At 73.5% G+C, this 14546-nt stretch carries 11 protein-coding genes; 4 read left to right on the top strand and 7 right to left on the bottom strand.

The genetic code is table 11. The annotated features are described in order from the left end of the window. Window positions 1–4: 4 nt before the first annotated feature. A complete protein-coding gene (locus AOM07_RS11725; RefSeq protein WP_169748158.1) occupies window positions 5–709 on the top strand; it encodes a YesL family protein in 705 nt (234 codons plus the stop codon). A 79-nt stretch (window positions 710–788) separates the two neighbouring features. On the opposite strand, the gene AOM07_RS11720 is transcribed toward AOM07_RS11725, so the two are convergent. From AOM07_RS11720 to AOM07_RS11710, 3 genes are all read right to left on the bottom strand, one after another. Continuing rightward, window positions 789–1844, bottom strand: a complete 1056-nt coding sequence (locus AOM07_RS11720) for an IS110 family RNA-guided transposase (RefSeq protein WP_062313997.1) — start codon at window positions 1842–1844, stop codon at window positions 789–791. A 514-nt stretch (window positions 1845–2358) separates the two neighbouring features. Continuing rightward, window positions 2359–3351, bottom strand: a complete 993-nt coding sequence (locus tag AOM07_RS11715; RefSeq protein ID WP_062314084.1) for a LacI family DNA-binding transcriptional regulator — start codon at window positions 3349–3351, stop codon at window positions 2359–2361. A 29-nt stretch (window positions 3352–3380) separates the two neighbouring features. Further along, on the bottom strand, window positions 3381–5330 hold the full coding sequence (locus tag AOM07_RS11710) for a glycoside hydrolase family 127 protein (protein ID WP_084830280.1): 1950 nt from the start codon (window positions 5328–5330) through the stop codon (window positions 3381–3383). A gap of 118 nt (window positions 5331–5448) precedes the next feature. On the opposite strand from AOM07_RS11710, the gene AOM07_RS11705 reads away from it, so the two are divergent. Then, the gene (locus AOM07_RS11705) at window positions 5449–6024 is read left to right on the top strand and encodes an NADPH-dependent FMN reductase (RefSeq protein ID WP_062313996.1); all 576 of its coding nucleotides are present in this window, start codon (window positions 5449–5451) and stop codon (window positions 6022–6024) included. Here the strand turns inward: AOM07_RS11705 and AOM07_RS11700 are convergent. Beyond that, window positions 6021–7127: an FUSC family protein gene (locus tag AOM07_RS11700; protein ID WP_062313994.1), complete on the bottom strand. Its 1107-nt coding sequence runs from the start codon at window positions 7125–7127 to the stop codon at window positions 6021–6023. The two genes, AOM07_RS11705 and AOM07_RS11700, sit on opposite strands and share 4 nt — an antisense overlap. 62 nt (window positions 7128–7189) lie before the next feature. On the opposite strand from AOM07_RS11700, the gene AOM07_RS11695 reads away from it, so the two are divergent. Both AOM07_RS11695 and AOM07_RS11690 read left to right on the top strand, forming a co-directional pair. Further along, window positions 7190–7924, top strand: coding sequence for a dienelactone hydrolase family protein (locus AOM07_RS11695; RefSeq protein WP_062313992.1), 735 nt, complete (start codon window positions 7190–7192; stop codon window positions 7922–7924). A gap of 43 nt (window positions 7925–7967) precedes the next feature. After that, window positions 7968–9737, top strand: a complete 1770-nt coding sequence (locus AOM07_RS11690; RefSeq protein WP_062314080.1) for a SulP family inorganic anion transporter — start codon at window positions 7968–7970, stop codon at window positions 9735–9737. 3 nt (window positions 9738–9740) lie between these two features. On the opposite strand, the gene AOM07_RS11685 is transcribed toward AOM07_RS11690, so the two are convergent. The 3 genes from AOM07_RS11685 to AOM07_RS11675 form a co-directional block, all read right to left on the bottom strand. Continuing rightward, window positions 9741–10100, bottom strand: a complete 360-nt coding sequence (locus tag AOM07_RS11685) for a DUF2200 domain-containing protein (RefSeq protein ID WP_062313990.1) — start codon at window positions 10098–10100, stop codon at window positions 9741–9743. A gap of 71 nt (window positions 10101–10171) precedes the next feature. Beyond that, entirely contained in the window at window positions 10172–13330 is a 3159-nt protein-coding gene (locus AOM07_RS11680) for a hypothetical protein (protein WP_062313989.1), read from the bottom strand. Window positions 13331–13480: 150 nt separating this feature from the next. Continuing rightward, window positions 13481–14515, bottom strand: coding sequence for a DUF998 domain-containing protein (locus tag AOM07_RS11675; RefSeq protein WP_062313987.1), 1035 nt, complete (start codon window positions 14513–14515; stop codon window positions 13481–13483). Between the last annotated feature and the right edge of the window lie 31 nt (window positions 14516–14546).

Genomic DNA, 14546 nt, shown 5'->3' with positions numbered 1-14546 from the left:
TGTCGTGACGGAACGGCAGCACGACGAGGGCGGGCGCAGGAAGCGCCTGCCCCCGATGGAGGGCACGCCGGTCGACGCCGGCGAGGTGCCCGGCTGGACCGGCCGGATCATGGTGTGGCTGCGCGTGATCGCGCAGTTCGCGGGCATCCAGCTGCTCATGGTCGCCGGCACCGTCCTCGGCCTCGGCATCCTCGGGCTCGGACCCGCGACCGCGTCGGGCGCGCGCCTGCTGCGCCGCATCGTCGACGGCGACGCCTCCGACGCGCTGTGGAAGGACTTCTGGGGCGGCTACCGCGCGGACTTCCGCCGGGCCGCCGTCGTGACGGTGCCGTTCATCGTCGTGATCGGCCTCGCCTGGTACGAGCTGCTCGTGCTGCTCTACTACGGCGAGGGCACCGTGGCGGCGATCTTCACGGGCGCGATCGCCGCGATCGGCGCCTATGCGGTCGCGTGCCTCGCGTACGCGCCGCACGTGCTGCGCCGCTACAGCGACGCGCCCCTGCCGACGCTGCGCTTCGTCGCGCTCGCGCCGCTGCTGTCGCCCCTCACGGCGCTCGGCTGCATCGTCACGACCGTCGCGCTGATGGTCGTGTTCCTCAACTGGGTGCCGCTGTTCATCCTCATGGGCCTGTCGGTCCCGCTGCTGCTCTCGGGTCTCATCGTCGACCGCTGGCTCGACAAGATCGACGCCCGCAGCGCGGACGCCTGAGGGCTCCCCGCGCCTCGCGCCGCCGCCCGCGCCGCCGCCCGCGCCGCACCCCGTCCCGCAATGACGCTTCTATGTTTCGTCAATAGGCCGAGGGATGTTCCAGCGCGCGGTAGAGGTGGCGGGCGAGGTAGCGCTTGAGGCTGCGGTCGATGGCGCGGCGTCCGAGTCCTTCGGCGGTGCGGCGTGCGATGTAGTCGCGTGTGGCGGGGTCGTGGCGCTTGCGGGTCAGGACTATGGAGTGCAGGGCCCGGTTGAGGCGCCTGTCGCCGCCGCGGTTGAGACGGTGGTGGGTGCGGTTGCCTGACGATGCGGGGATCGGGCAGGCACCGGCGAGGGACGCGAATGCCGCTTCGGAGTGGATGCGGCCGGGGTGTGACCAGGCGGTGAGGATGATCGCGGCGTTGACGATCCCGATACCGACCTCGGCCAGCAGCGGTGCGACCGGAGATGCCAGCACGAGCGAGTGGAGCTGGTCGTGGTTGTCGGCCAGGTCCAGGTTGGCCTGGATGATGGCGCGGGCCAGGCGGCGTGCTTCCACTCGTGCGGTCGCGGTGGCGATGTCCTCGGTGCGGTCACGCCAGGCGGCGATGGTGGCGATCTGAGCATCCTTGAGCGGGCGGCGGGCATCGATGCCGAGGTCGTGCAGCCGCACGAGCGCGGTCAGCGCGTTCACGCTGGCGCTGCGGTGGCGGGTCAGGAGTTCACGTCCGGCAAGCAGCACGGTCGCGGCGGCGCGAACGCCCTGGTCGTCCCGGGGATTGCGAAGCTCGCCAACATCGGCGTGCAGCACTGAGGAGGCGATCAGCGCGGCGTCGATAGGGTCGGACTTGCCCCGTCCGGCCCGCAAGCTCTTGGGAATCGGTAGCGGCTCCGCGACGCGGTAGCCGGCCTGGCTTACGGCGTGGGCGATGAGGGCGCCGTAGGAGCTGGCGCCCTCGATCACGACCAGGGTGGCCAGGTGGCTGCCGTGGCGCGCGATCCATGACCCGGCACGGGACAGGCCCCGCGCATTGGTGGGGAACGCGGCGGTAGCGCCCCGGGCTGCGGTCGCCGCCGCGATCACCGTCAGGGTGTGGGTGCGGGCGTGGGTGTCGATACCGATGACATGCGTGTAGGTGTTTGCGACGATGGTCATGGCGATGGATCTCCTTCCGGGTGACGTCGCTGTCCGGCCGGCGTCGATCCGGGTGAAATCACCGCGAGGCAATCCTGCAAAGGGCCACAACCTCACGGTTGGGCATGCTTCTATCAAGCCATCGCGGTGGGCGGGTCGACGCCGGTCGCCACGCCCGAGCGGACATGCCATTCCGAGGACACCCCGAGATCGCAGGGGTCAGGGTAGACCTGAGTCACACTCAAGCGCTTGGACCAGCATCGGCCCGTCAGCCGACCCCGGGCCAGCCAAAAAGAAGACTTGCAGGGTAGACCATTGTCGGTTTCCGCGGATCTCCGCGCCCCAGGGGTAGACCAGTGTCGCTCGGCCGGGGGAGAGCTCCGCGGGCGCGCTCGAGGCCTCCGCGAGAGGGCTGCCGGCGCCTTGCGACAACCAGCTACCCATGGCGCGCACGGATCGCTCAGAACCGACCACCCTCTACCCATTGCGGTGAGGTGGGGTGGGGTGGAGGGGCGGGTGACGCGAGGGCCGGCGATCAGGCCGCGGTGGACTCGCGCGGGACCACCTCGAAATCGGTGATGACCCGGCGGTACGGGGTCTCCTCGCCCGCGATGCGCGCGAGCAGCAGGTCCACCGCCATGGTCGCGATCTCCTCGCGTCCGGGCGAGATCGACGACAGGGTGGGCGTCGCGTAGGCCGCGTCCTCGATGTCGTCGAAGCCGATCACCGCGATCTCGTCGGGCACCGACACCTCGCGGGCGTGGAGCGCGTGCAGCGCGCCCAGCGCGAGCGCGTCGTTGAGGCCGAAGATCGCGTCGACCTTCACCCCCGAGTCGAGCACGCGGTTGGTGCAGTCGGTGCCGGTGGCGCGGTGCCACAGGCCGCCCTCGACCACGAGGTCGGGGTCGAACGGGATGCCGTTGGCGGCGAGCGCCGCCTGGTAGCCCAGCACGCGCAGCGCCGCGGAGCCCATGGTCTCGCCGGCGTGGGCGCCGATGACGGCGATGCGGCGGCGGCCCTGGTCGATGAGGTGCTGCGTGGCCGCGCGTGCGGCGTCCACGTTGTTCATGGTGACGTGGTCCCAGTCGCCGCCGAAGATGCGCTCGCCGAGCACGACGAGCGGGTAGTCGACCTTGAGCGCGTCCGCGTCGTCGGGGCCCAGCTCGAGCGGCGAGAAGATGAGGCCGTCCGTGAGCTGGCGGCGGTCCGAGGTGAGGACGTCGAGCTCGTGCTGGCGGTCCGCGCTCGTCTGCTCGATGAGCACGACGACGCCGCGGGCCTCCGCCGCGCGGATGACCGAGTCGGCGAGCTCCGCGAAGTACGGCAGCGACAGCTCCGGCAGCGCGAGACCGATGATCCCGGTGCGTCCCTGGCGGAGGCTGCGCGCGGAGAGGTTCATGCGGTAGCCGAGCTCGTCGATCGCCGCCTGGACCTTCGCCCGCGTCGCGGGCCTGATGTGGGGGTAGTCGTTCACCACGTTGGAGACGGTCTTGATCGACACCCCCGCGCGTGCCGCGACGTCATGCATCGTCACCGTGCCGCGCACGCCCGAGCCGTTCACGTGGTCCAACCTTCCTCGTCGACGGGGATCCACACGCGCATCGCGCCGCCTGCGCGGTTCGCCCAGCGGGCGTAGGGGATGGCGCGCAGGGCGATCCTGCCCGGAAGCATGCCAGATGCCGCGCCCCGGCGCGAGGACCGTCGCAGCGCCGTAGCCCGCGGGAGGCCCTCGGAGCTGCGCACGACGCCCTCGGCGAGCACCGTCGCGCCCGCGCGCAGCGACCGCACGCCGGGGCCCACGCGCGGCGGGACCGACAGGTCGATGCGGATGTCCTCGAGCGGCACCCCGGCCGGGAGGTCGGGCTGCTCGAGGCAGAAGACGACCGGTCCGCGACGGAGCGCGACGGTGCCGCGCACCGCGTCGACGCGCGGATGCGGCGCGAGCACGTCGACCGGCATGGGCAGGGTGAGGACGATGCGGTGGTCGCCGGGCGCGAGGGCCGCGCGGAGGTAGCCGTCCGGCCCCGGCGCGGCGTCGGCGGGGGCGCCGTCGACCTCGAGCGCGGGCCCCTCGCACCAGCCGGGCAGCCGCAGCGCGAGCTCCTCGAGCGGGCCCGCGACGTCGATCTCGACGCGTCCGTCCCACGGGTAGTCGGTCCGCACGCGCAGCGTGGTCGCTCCCAGGCGGACGGTGCCGGCGGCGTAGAGGTGGAGGCGGGCGCGGGACTCGGTGCCGGTCGCGACGTACGCGCCGAGCGAGGACACGAGCCGGGCGAGGTTGGGCGGGCAGCAGGCGCAGCCGTACCAGTCGAGGCGCTCCGAGGGGGAGTCTTCGCTCGTGCCGTCGTGGCCAGTGCGCAGCTGCAGCGGGTTCGAGTAGAAGAACCGCAGCCCGTCCGTCGACACGCCCGCCGCGATCCCGTTGAGGAGCGTGCGCTCCATCGCGTCGGCGTGGCGTGCGTCGCCCGTCGCGAGCAGCATCCGCCAGTCCCACTGGAAGGCGGCGATCGCGGCGCAGGTCTCGGCGTACGCGCGGTCCGGCGGGAGCTCGTACGGGTCGCCGAAGGACTCGTCGCGGTGGCGCGACCCCATCCCTCCGGTGACGTACTCCTTGGTGCCGTGGGCGGAGCCCCACAGGCGCTCGAGCGCGACCGCGAGGCCGCCGTCGCCGGTCTCGGCCGCGACGTCCGCCATGCCCGCGGCGAGGTACAGCTGGCGCACCGCGTGGCCGGTCGCCTCGGGCGCCTCGCGCACGGGCAGGTGGTCCTGGAAGTACGACGGCTCGAACGGTCCGGCGCCGATGGCCCCGCTGCCGCGGCGGTCGAGCATCGCCGCGGCGGTGTCGAGGTAGGACCGCTCGCCGGTGTGCCGGAACAGCTCGACGAGCGCGGTCTCGATCTCGGGGTGCCCGCAGTAGCCGTCCGCGCGGGAGGAGCCGGGCCCGAACTCGGCGACCGCGAGGTCCGCGAAGCGGCGGGCGACCGCCATGAGGTCGTCCCGGCCGGTGGCGCGCTCGCGGGCGACCGCGGCCTGCACGAGGTGGCCGAGGACGTAGAGCTCGTGACCCCAGCGCATGTCGGTCCACGGCTCGCGCGTCTCGTCGCCCTGGACGTGCGAGTCGAGGTAGCCGTCCTCGCGCTGCGCCCGTGCCAGGAGGTCCGCGGCGGCGCGCGCGAAGTCCTCCCACGGCTGGTCGCCGGGCACGCGTGCGGCCTCCCACGCGATCGCCTCGAGGGTCTTGTGCAGGTCCGAGTCCGCGAACAGGGGCCCGCGGAACGGCGCGTCCGAGTCGCCGACGAGGCGACGGAGGTTGTCGAGCACGCCGGTCGACTCGATCCGCGCGATGACGTGGGGCAGGGTGCGCTCGCGGTTGACGCGCTGCCACGCGCCCAGCTCGCGCGCGGGATCGAGCTCCACCGCCGCGACTGGCAGCGGGGTGAGATCGTGGGCGGCGACCGCGGACGGCGTCGCGGGGGCGCAGACGTCGTGGGTGCGGACCATGCGCATGGCTCCTCCTCGAGCGAAGGCGATGGGGGCGCATCTTTGCAACGATGTAAAGCCTACCGTGCGGGCGGCCTCCGCACCTACCGTTGACCCGTCATCGTTCCCGGGCGACGATGCGGGGATGGACACCTCCGACCTGCGCCTCGCCGTCCTCCTCGCCAGCACGCGGCCCCGCCGCCGCGGCGAGTCCGTCGCCCGCTGGGTGATGGAGCAGGCCCGCGGCCGCGCCGCGACCTACGAGCTCGTCGACCTCCGGGACCACCCGCTGCCCCTCCTCGACGAGCCCGCCGCCGCCAGCACGGGCGTCTACGAGCACGCCCACACGCGGGACTGGTCCGCGGTGATCGCCCCGTACGACGGCTTCGTCTTCGTCACCCCCGAGTACAACCACTCGATGCCGGCGGGGCTGAAGAACGCGATCGACTACCTGTGGGCCGAGTGGGTCGACAAGGCAGGCGCGCTGGTGAGCTACGGCAACGGGGGCGGCCTGCGGTCCGCCGAGCAGCTGCGCACCGTCCTCAGCTGCGTGGGCATCGCCCACGTCCGCCCGCAGGTGAGCCTCCGCAACCGCGCCGACTTCGACGGCTACACGGCGACGCCTGACGAGCACCACGAGCATGGGCTCGCAGGCATGCTCGCTGACCTCGAGCTGTGGGCCGCGGCGATGCGGGACGTGCGCGCCGCACGCACCCCCTAGGGGGCCCGCCGCCTCCGGTGCACGAGCCCGGTCGCGGCGCCGAGCGTCGCCCCCACGACCGTGTCGAGGACGCGCTCCATCACCACCACCATGGTGGGGTCCTCGCCGCGTGCGGCTCCCGCGAGGATCAGCACCATCGGGGTGATGCACACGAGGGCGAGCGCGTAGTGCCGCACCACCAGCATCTGCGCCCCGAACTGCAGGCCGCCCAGCACCGCCGCGAGCACGAGCGGCGGCAGGGTCAGCGCGCCCGCGACGGCGACGTAGAGCGCGGCCCCCGCGGCGGTCCCGACGATGCGGTGCAGGCCCCGCTGGGCGGCGTGCCGTCGCCCGGGCCGCGCGCCGATGACGGCGAGGCCCGCGCCGACGGTCCAGTAGGCGCGCTCGGGGTCGACGAGCACGAGGCTCACGGTGGTGCCGACGACCGCGACGATGAGCGTGCGCACGAAGAGCTCGGTGGTGACCGCGTCCCAGCGCGGCCCGGGCAGCAGTTCGCGCAGCGGCGGGACCGGCGTGCGGTTGCGCGCGAGCAGCAGCGAGCTCGCCGCCACGAGGCACGAGAAGGCGGTGCCCGCGGCGAAGGCCCCGATCACCACGCCGGCCGGCGTGTGCCGGACCCCGTCCTCGAGCACGCTCACGTGGGACGCGAGGCCGTACGAGATCAGCGGGAACAGGGGACCCGGCGGCCCGACGGAGAACGCGAACATGGTCGCGGCGGTGGCCGCCGTGACCGCGACGAGGCCGATGCCGGTCGCGAGCGGCCACGGGCCGGTGGCGGTGCCCGCGGCGGCGCACAGCGTGAGCATGAGAGCGACCAGCGGCAGGATCCTCGCGCGCTCGGCGGGGGAACGATGCGCCGCGTAGAGGGTGGTGAAGGCGCCGCTCGACGCGAGCAGCCCGGTGCTCGCGTGCCCCGTGAGCACGCCGACGGCCGCCGGGGCGGCCATCGCCACCGCCGCCTGCAACGCGACGGGCCATCGACGCCCCTCGTACCGCTGCATCGTCCCGAGGCTCGCGACGGCGCGGCCGGCGCCGCCCGCCCACGCGCGACCGGTCCCGCCCGCCCGGCCGCGTGCCCGGGCCGTGCGCGCATCGTCCGCCATGCCGCCAGCCTCCCCCGCCAGGGTGCCACGGACGTAGCCTGGCAGGGGGGCGAGGAGGGGCGATGACGATCGAGGCGTACGAGCCGTGGCCGCCCGAGGGGTGGCTGCGGTCCACCGCGTGGATCGACGGGCGCGAGCGCGTCTTCTACGTCGTCGGAGACCGAGACGGGCCGGGCGTGGTCCTGCTGCACGAGTTCCCCGGCATCATGCGTGGGCTCGTCGACTTCGCGAACCGCCTCGCGGCCGACTTCCGCGTGGTGGTCCCGTCGATCTTCGGCGTCGACGGCGCCCCCACGGCGTCCGGCTCGCTCGCCCAGCTGTGCGTCAACCGCGAGATGCACGCGATCGCGCGGGACGGCGTGAGCCGTACCGTGCCCTGGCTGCGCGACCTCGCGGGGGAGCACGCGGGCGCGGACGGCGGCCCGTACGGGGTCGTGGGGCTGTGCCTGACCGGGAGCTTCGCGCTCGCGCTCGCCACCGACCCGCGGGTCGCCGCGGCGGTGGTGGGCGAGCCCGCCGTGCCGCCGTTCCCGCCCACCGCGCTCGGGCTCTCGGACGAGGACCGCGAGGCGCTCGTCGACCGCTCCGGGCTGCGGGTGCAGGGCTACCGCTACCGGCGCGACTGCATGTCGCCGCCCGCGAAGCTGCGCTCCGCCCAGCGGCTGCTCGGCGAGGGCCGGATGGCGGTGTTCGAGCTCGACGACCACGGCGAGCGGCTGCACTCGACGCTCACCGAGCACGCGGACCCCGATGCCGTCGACCGCGTCGTGGCCTTCCTGCGCGAGCGGCTCGGCTGAGCATCGTCCCTGCTCCTTTGCGAGGATGGGGACAGGGGTGGCGATGGCGACCACGGCGATGGACCGGTGGCTGCCCGGGATCCGGGTGGCCCGCGGGTACCGCCGCGCCTGGCTGTGGCCGGACGTGCGCGCGGGCATCGTCGTCACCGCGCTGCTCATCCCGGCCGGCATGGGCTACGCGCGCGTCGCCGGGCTGCCGCCGGAGACGGGCCTGTACGCGACCATCGTGCCGCTCGTCGCCTATGCGCTCGTGGGCCCGTCGCGGATCCTCGTGCTCGGACCGGACTCCGCGCTCGCACCGATCATCGCGGCGTCGATCCTGCCGCTCGCGGCGGGCGACCCCACGCGGGCCGTCGCGCTCGCCGGGCTGCTGTCGATCCTGGTCGGCGCGTTCATGCTGGTGGGCGGGGTCCTGCGCCTGGGCTTCGTCACGGACCTGCTGTCGAAGCCCGTGAGGGTGGGGTACCTCAACGCGATCGCGCTCGTGGTGATCGCCTCGCAGCTGCCCAAGCTGCTCGGGGTGACGGTCGAGGACGGATCCCTCTGGGACGAGCTCGCCGCGACCACGCGCGGGGTCTTCGGCGGAGACGCGGTGCCCGCCGCGGCGGCCGTAGGGCTCGGCTCGCTCGTGGTGATCCTGGTCCTGCGCCGGCTGCGGTCGCCCGTGCCCGGGGTGCTCGTCGCGGTGGTGCTCGCGACGGTCGCGACGTGGGCGCTCGGGCTCGCGGACGAGCTGCCGGTCGTGGGCGCGCTGCCCTCGGGCCTGCCGGCGCCGGCGCTCGGGGGGCTCACCGCGGGCGATGCGGTGTCGCTGCTCGCCCCGGCGGCGGGCATCGCGCTCGTCGCGTTCACGGACAGCGCGGTGCTGTCGCGGTCGCTCGCGGCCCGGCGCGGCGAGACCGTCAGCGGCAGCGCCGAGCTGTCGGGCATCGGGATCGCGAACATCGCGGGGGGAGCGCTCGGAGGCTTCCCGGTGTCCGCATCGTCCTCCCGCACCCCGGTCGCCGAGCAGGCCGGGTCGCGCACGCAGCTCACGGGGGTGGTGGGGGCGGCCCTCATCGTCGTGTTCATCCTGCTGGTGCCGGGCCTCACCGCGTACCTGCCCGACGCGAGCCTAGCGGCGGTCGTGGTCGCCGCGGTGCTCGGGCTCATCGACCTGCCGGCGCTCGCGCGGCTGTGGCGCATGAACCGGCTCGACGCGGTGCTGTCGCTCGCGGCCTCCGCCGGCGTGCTCGTCATCGGCGTCCTCGAGGGCATCGTGGTCGCGATCGTGCTGTCGCTGCTCGCGTTCGTCGACCGGTCGTGGCGCCCCTACCGCGCGGAGCTGGGGCGCGTGCGCGGCCTGCGCGGGTACCACGACCTCTCGCGCTACCCGGAGAGCGGCGAGCGGCTGCCCGGCATCGTGCTCGTGCGCTTCGACGCGCCCCTGTTCTTCGCGAACGGCGAGATCTTCAACGACTGGGTGCGGTCGCGGGTCGAGGCCGCCGGTCCGGACGTCCGCACCGTGGTCCTCGCCGCCGAGCCGGTCACCGGGGTGGACACCACCGCGATCGACGAGCTCGTCGAGCTCGACGACTACCTCGAGGCCCGCGGGGTGCGGCTCGTGTTCGCGGAGATGAAGGACCCCGTCATCGATCAGCTGCGGCGCTACGGCATGGAGGGCCGCTTCACCCCCGACCGCTTCTGGCCCACGGTCGGCGCGGCCGTCGACCACCTCACGGGGACCCTGCGCGGCGACCTCGAGGGCACGCGGTGGGACGATGCGGGGGGCGAGGAGGGGGACGGCGACGAGGGCGAGCCCGGCCGGGGCTGAGGATCAGCCGACCGGGGTGCGCAGGATCGACGTCATCCGCTTCCCGCGCGCGACCTCGTCGACGAGCTTGTCCATCCAGCGGATCTGCTGCATGAGCGGGTCCTCGATCTCCTCGACGCGGACGCCGCAGATGACGCCGGTGATGAGGTCCGTGTGCGGGTTCATCGTGGGGGCCTGGGCGAAGAACTCCTCGAGCGTGCGCTCGTCGGCGACGGCCGCCTGGATGCCGGCCCCGTCGTAGCCGGTGAGCCACGTGAGGACCGTGTCGAGCTCCTCCGTGGTGTGCCCCTTGCGCTCCACCTTCTGCACGTAGAGCGGATAGATGGTCGCGAAGGTCATGCGGCGGATGCGGTCGGATGCCATGACGATGCTCCTCGGGGACGGTGGGTGCTGCCCCCAGCCTAGGAGCGCATCGTCCCGAGGGTGGGACGCCCCTAGCCGCCCCGTTGGGTGAGGAGCTCGAGCAGCGCGCCCGCGCCGGAGGCGAGGAGGGTCGTCGCCGCCGCCGCGGAGGCGGTCGCGACCACCCCCCAGATCCACACCACGAACCGGTTGACGCCGTAGATGTCGCCGATCCGGTCGAGGTGGAGCCCCGCCGAGCGCAGCGCGCGGATGTCGAACGCGAAGCCGATCGCGAGGAAGACCGCCACGATCTGAAGGGTGCGCAGCGTCAGCGCGGCCACGATGTCGGCACCCCACGAGGTGAACGGCACCAGGATGGTGATCGCCTCGCTCAGCGCGACCACGGCGGCGACCCCGGCGGCACGCGTGATGCCGCGCTCGCGGCGCAGGGCGGGCATGAGGAGACCGAATGCGAGCCCGTAGAGGGGGAATCTCAGGCCGATCATCGCGTGGAGGGTGGCCGTGAAGACGGACGGGCCGGTGCCGTTGTCCGCGAGGTCGAGGATCTCGCCCACGGACTCGAACGCGAAGGGGAGCCCGACGATCGTGCCGATCGCGGCGCCGACCGCACCGCGGCGCATCGGGCTTGCCGGGGTCCCGCCCCAGCGCAGGGGTTCGGGGTTGGTGCTCGTGGGCTCGTACTGGGACTCCGCGACGTCCCGCACCGTGGCCCGCAGCGTCCGCGTCGAGATGTCGGCCGAGGCCGCCTTCTTCCTCAGCGCGTTGCCGTGGTCGCCCTCGATGCGGAGGACGCCGACGCTGCGCACGAACTCGCGGACCCTGCTGTGGATCACCGCATCCTGCGGAGGACGCCAGTAGCGCGCCAGCTGCGAGCGCTCGACGAGCTTCCGGGGCTCCTCGAGCAGCGTCATCGACAGCAGCGCCCCGCCGGCGAACATCGCGACGGGGAGCCCGACGAAGGTGCCCGCGCGGAACAGCAGCAGGAGCCCGATGAAGAACAGGGCGCGTCGCGTCCACGAGTCGGGCATGATCCGACGCGAACGTGCGAGCCCCACGATCAGCAGCGCCCCGAGGGCGATGCGGATCGGGTCGAGGAACAGTCCCGCGAGCGCCGAGGCGTCGCTCGCGGCCACGGCCTCGGACTCGCGGACCACGCGCGGCCCGATGATGGCGATCGCGGTGACTGCGACCGCCGTGACCAGCCAGCGGCGCAGCAGGGCGTCGCGCGCGTCCTGCGCGTCGCACGCGTCGATGCGCGCGTTCGTCACGCGCCGTCGGCTGTCGTCGGGGTCGTGCTTCTCGTCGGCGGCACGCGCCTCGAGGATCGCGGTGATCCGCCGGCGACCCTCGCGCTTGTCGACGGTGAGATGGTCGACGGTGCGTGCGGTGAGCGCGCCGAGCCCGGCGACGATGACGGTGAGCACGAGGAAGTGCCCGGTGACATCGAGGCCACGGATGTCGTGGTGCGACTCGATGACGGCGAAGCACAGGCCGACGCTGGCGCCCACGGCCGCCGCGCCGGCGATGCAGGCGGCGCCGAAGGCCCGCGCGATGAGCACGGCGCCCGCACCGATGAGGATCGTGACGCCGATCGCGTCGATGAACGCGGCCTTGTCCCCCCACCCGAGCTGGGACTCGGAGCCGACCACGAGGATCGCGACCACGACCAGCCCGACCACGCCGAGGATGGCCCAGCCGCGTCGCCGGTTGCCCGTCGGGTCGATCTCGCTCCTCGCGCCCGGGACGAGGAGCGACCAGATCCAGGCGACCACGACCACGACCGCCGTCAACGGCATCGCGCCGTCGATGAAGGGCGCGAGCTCGACCATGCCGCATCCGTCCATCCCGCAGGCCGGGACCCAGATCGTGCGGTCGTCGTCGACGAGCCACGCGGAGAACGCCGTCGAGTAGTGCAGGGCCGTGAGGACGGCCAGCGCGCCGACGAGCGATCCCATGCGCAGCCAGGGCGGCGGCACCGCACGGCCGACGAGGCCGGATCGGTCCCTGTCCTTCGCGGCTCGTGCGGCGGTCTTGGCCGCGACCTTCGCGGCTGCCTCCGCCTTGACGACCTTCGCCTCGGCTGCCTCCGCCTTGGCGGCCTTCGCCTCGGCCGCCTCGGCCGCGGCGGCCGCGGCCTTCGCGGCGGTCGTCGCCGTCTCGGCCTCCGCGCTCGCGGCTCGCCCCGCCGCCCGGCTTCGCGCCGCATGCTCCTCCGTGCTCGCCTGCGCCTCCGCCGAGACGGCCCGCTCGGCATCGGCCCGCCGGGCCTTCGCCGTCCGGCGGGCGGTGTCCGCAGCCGCCTCCGCGTGGTCGCTCTTGATCTGCTTCTTCGCGGCCCGCGGGCCCCTGTTCCGGTCGAGCCAGAGCCACGCGAAGAACACCGCCCAGATCGCGAGGTCCCAGAAGGCCTCGCCCGCGCCGGACAGGTCGAGCCAGTGTGTGGGCGAGATGGCCTCGGGTGCCCCGAGCGCCGCGCTCGTGCCGGCGCGGGCGAGACCGATCGTCACCTCGCCGATGGGGGTGTCCGTCTCGCATGCGTCGCTCGGCAGGGCGAGCGACAGCTCGTTCGCCGACTGCGATGCGACCACGCACGTCGGTGAGGCCGTCGTCACCACCCAGCCGTCCATGAGCGCCACAGCGATCGACGTGGGCATGCCGGCGGCGGGCAGGACGGTGATGAGGAGCTCGTCGTGCCGGGCGGTGAGGGTGCTCGACTCCCACCTCTGCGTGAAGGTGACCTCGGCGCCGTCCCCGGCCTGGTCGCGCGTCACGGCCGACGACTGGAGCGCGATCGCGCGCCCGCTCGACTGCGCGCTCACCACGCCCGAGTACTCGGCGAATCGCGCGGGCTCCTCACGGAACAGATCCGGCTCCCCGCCGCAGCCCTCGCGCAGAACCGCGATGGGATCCTCGGTGGAGGTTGTCACCGACGCCGTGATCGCCAGGCGTTCCTCGACGAGACCGGTGCCGTCGTCGAGCGGCTCGATCGTGAAACCGATTGTCGCGGTGCGCGCGTCCTGGAAGTCCTCGGCACCGGCCAGGGGATCCGCGCAGGTACCGTCGCCGTCGGTCTCTGCCGCCTGGGTCGTGGTGGGCCCGCTGATCGCGGACCCCGCGACGTCGGCCGTGATCGTCGCGCCGATCGCGATCGCGTACGTGCCGAAGACGAGCATGAGCGCCCGCATCACGATGGTCGTGATGGTCGGCCTCGTCGTCGGCGGCCGGTTCACGTGGGCGACCGCCCGTACGCGTCATCGCTGGTCCACACGGCTCCCCCCTGCGTGCACCCTTCAGACCACCGTACGCCGACCGCGCCGGGCGTGCGCGCCCGGGACGCGCCGCCGGCCGCCGGCGATATCGCTCAGCGAGCGGACGGCTCGCTACTGCTCCGTGTCCGCGTCGAGCGCGCCCACCTGCCGCAGGAACAGGATGATCCAGGTGAAGACGAGCACCCCGGCCACGAGCTCGACCGCGGTGAGCGACCAGTAGCCGACCGCGAAGAACATCGCCTGCACCACGATGACCGCGACGAAGGCCCACCCGACCGGCAGGAAGGCGCGCGAGATTCCCGGCACCCACGCGTGCAGGCGGAAGGTGAGCACGCCGAAGGCGACCGCCATGCCGCTCGCGACGAACGTGTGGATCCAGAAGTGCGTGTCGACGTGGAAGACCCCGACGAGCCCGAGGAAGACCCCCACCACGATGAGCGACAGCCGCACGCGGCTCACGCCGCGTTCGGAGGCCGTCGGGATGGCCCGAGTCGCGGCGCGCGCGAGGATCGTGACGAGGAATCCCGCGACGATGAGCGTGAGGTTGAACGCCAGCGCCGACGCGTCATGCGAGATGCCGAGGGTGCTGAGGTGGATCTTCCACCAGTCGGGATCGCTCGTCGTGAGCATGCTCGCGAGCACGCCCAGGACCAGGAACACGGCGAGCACGATCGCGAGGAGCTGCGCGTCCATGTGCGCCGCCGAGAGGAAGGCGACGTACGCGGACACGGCCGCGGTCGCGCCGCTGAGGGCGAGTATCGGGACCCAGAAGACGGTGGCGCCGATGAACGCGTCGGAGAGGATCACCGCGGTGAGGGTCCAGCTGAGCAGCGCGATGATCCCGTGCGCGAACGCGAGCGCCGCGACGTCGATCACGTCGAGCGCACCGGAGATCCGGTGCCGGCCCTGCGCGTGCACGACGTAGCGGCCGGCGGCGAACGCGAGCATCGCCGCGACCGCGGACGCGATGGCTGCGTACTGGCCCAGGGACCCCGGCCCCGCGATCGGCGCGGGGTCCAGGCCGAAGACCGGCAGCGCGATCGTGGCGACCACGCCGAAGGCGAGCGCGCCGAGCCCGGTGGCGGTGAGCTCGAGCGTGGTCTGCGCGCGCTCCCGCAACGGCAGCCGTCGGGTCCTGTCCGTCATGCGCGCTCCCGTCCGCGTCGTCGATGCTTCG

Origin of the sequence: Demequina rhizosphaerae (assembly GCF_000971255.1) — a bacterium.
In the GTDB taxonomy this organism is placed as follows: Bacteria; Actinomycetota; Actinomycetes; order Actinomycetales; family Demequinaceae; genus Demequina; species Demequina rhizosphaerae.
This window is presented reverse-complemented; position numbering and strand designations above follow the sequence as displayed.

Bases quoted from the DNA above. Each gene is read 5' to 3' on its own strand.
- AOM07_RS11715 (WP_062314084.1), bottom strand. From the start codon at position 3,351: ATGCATGACGTCGCGGCACGCGCGGGGGTGTCGATCAAGACCGTCTCC.
- AOM07_RS11675 (WP_062313987.1), bottom strand. From the start codon at position 14,515: ATGACGGACAGGACCCGACGGCTGCCGTTGCGGGAGCGCGCGCAGACC.
- AOM07_RS11720 (WP_062313997.1), bottom strand. From the start codon at position 1,844: ATGACCATCGTCGCAAACACCTACACGCATGTCATCGGTATCGACACC.
- AOM07_RS11700 (WP_062313994.1), bottom strand. From the start codon at position 7,127: ATGGCGGACGATGCGCGCACGGCCCGGGCACGCGGCCGGGCGGGCGGG.
- AOM07_RS11690 (WP_062314080.1), top strand. From the start codon at position 7,968: ATGGCGACCACGGCGATGGACCGGTGGCTGCCCGGGATCCGGGTGGCC.
- AOM07_RS11685 (WP_062313990.1), bottom strand. From the start codon at position 10,100: ATGGCATCCGACCGCATCCGCCGCATGACCTTCGCGACCATCTATCCG.
- AOM07_RS11705 (WP_062313996.1), top strand. From the start codon at position 5,449: ATGGACACCTCCGACCTGCGCCTCGCCGTCCTCCTCGCCAGCACGCGG.
- AOM07_RS11710 (WP_084830280.1), bottom strand. From the start codon at position 5,330: ATGCGCATGGTCCGCACCCACGACGTCTGCGCCCCCGCGACGCCGTCC.
- AOM07_RS11695 (WP_062313992.1), top strand. From the start codon at position 7,190: ATGACGATCGAGGCGTACGAGCCGTGGCCGCCCGAGGGGTGGCTGCGG.